This window comes from Burkholderia sp. E168m23, from assembly GCF_016586125.1.
GTDB lineage: Bacteria > Pseudomonadota > Gammaproteobacteria > Burkholderiales > Burkholderiaceae > Burkholderia > Burkholderia orbicola.
In genome coordinates, this window is sequence record NZ_BCPP01000830.1 from 1 (window position 1) to 3,258 (window position 3,258).

Sequence of the window (3,258 nt, forward strand, 5' to 3'; positions counted from 1 at the left end):
ATCGATTATGCCGTGATGGAAAAGACGAGCCGCGCGGCGATGGTTGTTGCATCGGGCATGGGCTGGAGCGATATCGGCTCGTGGTCTGCGCTCGCCGACATCACCGAGAAAGACACCGACGGCAATGCATTGTCGGGCGATGTGATGGCAGAAGACGTGACGGGCAGCTATATCCGGGCGGACCATCGGATGGTTGCCGCCATCGGGCTGAAGGACACGATCGTCGTTGAAACGGCGGACGCGGTACTCGTTGCTCATCGGAGCCAGACCGAGCGCGTGAAGACGATTGTCGAGCGCTTGAATGCGTCGGGCCGGCACGAATCCGTGACGCATCGCAAGGTTGTGCGTCCATGGGGTACTTACGAAAGCATCGATCACGGCGAGCGATTCCAGGTGAAACGAATCATCGTGAACCCCGGATCGTCCCTTAGTCTGCAGATGCATCATCATCGCGCCGAGCACTGGATTGTCGTACGCGGCACGGCGCGAGTGATGAACGACGGGCGCGAGTTGCTGTTGACGGAAAATCAGTCGACCTATATTCCGCTCGGTGCGAAGCATCGGCTGGAGAACCCGGGCAAGATCCCGCTTGAACTGATCGAGGTTCAATCGGGCGCCTATTTGAGCGAGGATGACATCGTGCGCTTTGAGGACAACTACGGACGTGACGTCAAGCCGATATAAGCGCGCGTGCTGCGTCGTGAGAGCTGCTTAGCGCGGCCTGACGGAGCTGGATAAGAAATGCGTTGTAGCGGTTTGCGTCGGATTCGCCTGAACACAGGATCGATTGCTGGCGGGGGCGGCACAGTCATCCGACTACGAAGGAATCAAGTGGAAAATACAACTGGTCAATATTTGCTTCCCGAAATTATCGAGGCCTTGGGCATCGACGGGGAGCTGTTCTGGGAGCCCCGCCGGCTTGTTTCTCCGGGTGCATGGGCGGGGCACATCGCAACCGCATTCTGGCTCGTGAAAGCGGTACAGCCACGGGTGCTGGTGGAGTTGGGCACTCACAGCGGCAATTCCTATTCGGCGTTCTGTCAGGCAGTATCTCAGTACGGGTTATCGACGCGCTGCTTTGCCGTCGATACGTGGCAGGGAGACGAGCATGCCGGCCAGTACGACGAGGATGTATTCGAGAGCATATCCAAGTTCAACGACCTTCACTACGCGGGGTTCTCGAAGCTCCTCAGAATGACGTTCGACGAGGCGAGGGCATACTTTCCGACTCGTCCGCAAGGAGAGATCGATCTGCTCCATATCGACGGCTTGCATACCTACGAGGCGGTTAAGCACGATTTCGATACATGGTTCGACGCTCTCTCGGATCAAGCAGTTGTCCTGTTTCACGATATCAACGTGCGCGAGCGAGGGTTCGGAGTCTGGCAGCTTTGGCAGGAACTGTCGGCCAAGTACCCGTCGTTCGAGTTCGACAACTCCGAGGGGCTTGGCGTGCTTTGTATTGGGGCCGAGAGTGCACCGTTAATTGCCAAACTGATGGCGCTCGGTGACGATCCGGCAGCTGCATCGACGATTCGGGCAATGTTCGCGGCGCGCGGCGAGGCATTTCGCCGTCATGTTCAGGCAGTTGATCTCGACAGGCATGCCAATAACCTGAGTGGCGAGATCGTGCGGCTCTCGCATGAAGCGCAGTCTGCCAAGGCCGGATTCGATGAGCGTATCGGCGCACTTGCGTCGGAGCTGGCACAGGAGCGGGCGGTTCGACAGACGCTTGAATCAGGCGCCGAGGATGCAGTTGCCGCTCAAGAGGCCCTCCGTCAACGCATCGTTGTGCTTGAGGCAGATCTGGCGCGGGCACGGGAAGAGCAATCGATCCACGCGGCAAGCAAGGCAGAGTGCGCGCGTCTCTCTTCCGAAGTCGAGCGGCTGGAAGTGAAACTTTCCCAGCAACGCAGCGAGTATGAAGAACAGCTGCACAGATTGATGGAGAGCGAGCTTCGCGAACGCGATCAGATCGTTCAATCGTTTCGGAACTCCACATCCTGGCGAGTGACGGCACCGATGCGTGCCGTGATTACGCGGCTTCGCGGCTCGGGAGCGGTGAAGCCGCTGGCGCTTTCAGCCGCCGGTGCGTCCGGTCCCGGTGGATCGTTGACGACGGCCCCGGGGTCTTCCAACGCCGCTCTGGGAACCGATGCGAAAGCGGCGATGCGCGCCGGATTCAAGGTTCGTTTCGACGCGTTCCTGACCTCGAGCGGAATGCTGCGATTCAAACGGCATGCCGAGCCCGACGTCAGCATTTTGCTGATCTTCTATAACAGCGTCGAGTTGAGCTATGCATGTTTGGCATCGATTGCCGAAGTGCTGAGCGATAGCGCGATCAAGGCGGAAGTTATCATCCTTGACAATGCATCGACCGATGCAACGTCCCGACTGCTCGACCGTATCGAAGGTGCAACAATCATCCGCAGCAAGGAGAACTTGCACTTCCTGAAAGGCACGAACCAGGCGGCGAAGGAGGCGCGCGGCAAGTATTTGCTGTTCCTCAACAACGATGCACTTCTAATGGCGGGCTCGCTGGAGGCAGCGATTGCGCTTTGCGAGGCGGAAGGCGATATCGGTGCTGTCGGAGGACGCATCATCCTGCCCGACGGATTACTTCAGGAGGCTGGATCCGTAGTCTGGCAAAACGGTGCATGCACGGGCTATGGCCGAGGTGCCGCACCTGATGGTGCGGAATACATGTTCCGCCGCGATGTCGACTATTGCTCCGGGGCGTTCCTGTTGACCCCGCGCCAATTGTTCGAAAGCCTGAATGCGTTCGACGAACGCTATGCGCCTGCCTACTACGAGGAAACAGACTATTGCCTGCGATTGTGGGAGTCAGGGCACCGCGTGGTGTTCGATCCAGACGTCGTGATCATGCATTACGAATTCGGCAGTGCATCGACCAGTGCCCAGGCTTTACAACTGCAACAACGAAACCACGCGATATTCCGCGAGCGGCACGCGGGCTGGCTCCGGGAGCAGCAGGAGGCGGCACCGGACAAGATTCTGTGGGCACGTGCAGCTCGCAGCAACCGGAAGAAACTTCTCTTTATCGAGGACCGTGTCCCGCATGAAAGCCTGGGATCGGGGTACCCGCGCGCGCTGGAACTTCTGTGCGCGCTGGAAAAGGCGGGAGCAGACATCACGCTTTTCCCGATGTTCCGCCACGACGAGAGCTGGCCAGCCATCCGGCGCACGGTTCCGGCTTCAGTGGAGGTAATGCGTGACCATTCCGCGCGCGAGCTTCCG

At 59.1% G+C, this 3,258-nt stretch carries 2 protein-coding genes; both read left to right on the plus strand.

What is annotated here, in order from left to right; genetic code table 11:
• On the plus strand, positions 1–684 hold a 684-nt coding region (locus JMF90_RS30395; RefSeq protein ID WP_201325828.1), incomplete at its 5' end, for a cupin domain-containing protein.
• A 147-nt stretch (positions 685–831) separates the two neighbouring features.
• On the plus strand, positions 832–3,258 hold a 2,427-nt coding region (locus tag JMF90_RS30400; RefSeq protein ID WP_201325829.1), incomplete at its 3' end, for a class I SAM-dependent methyltransferase.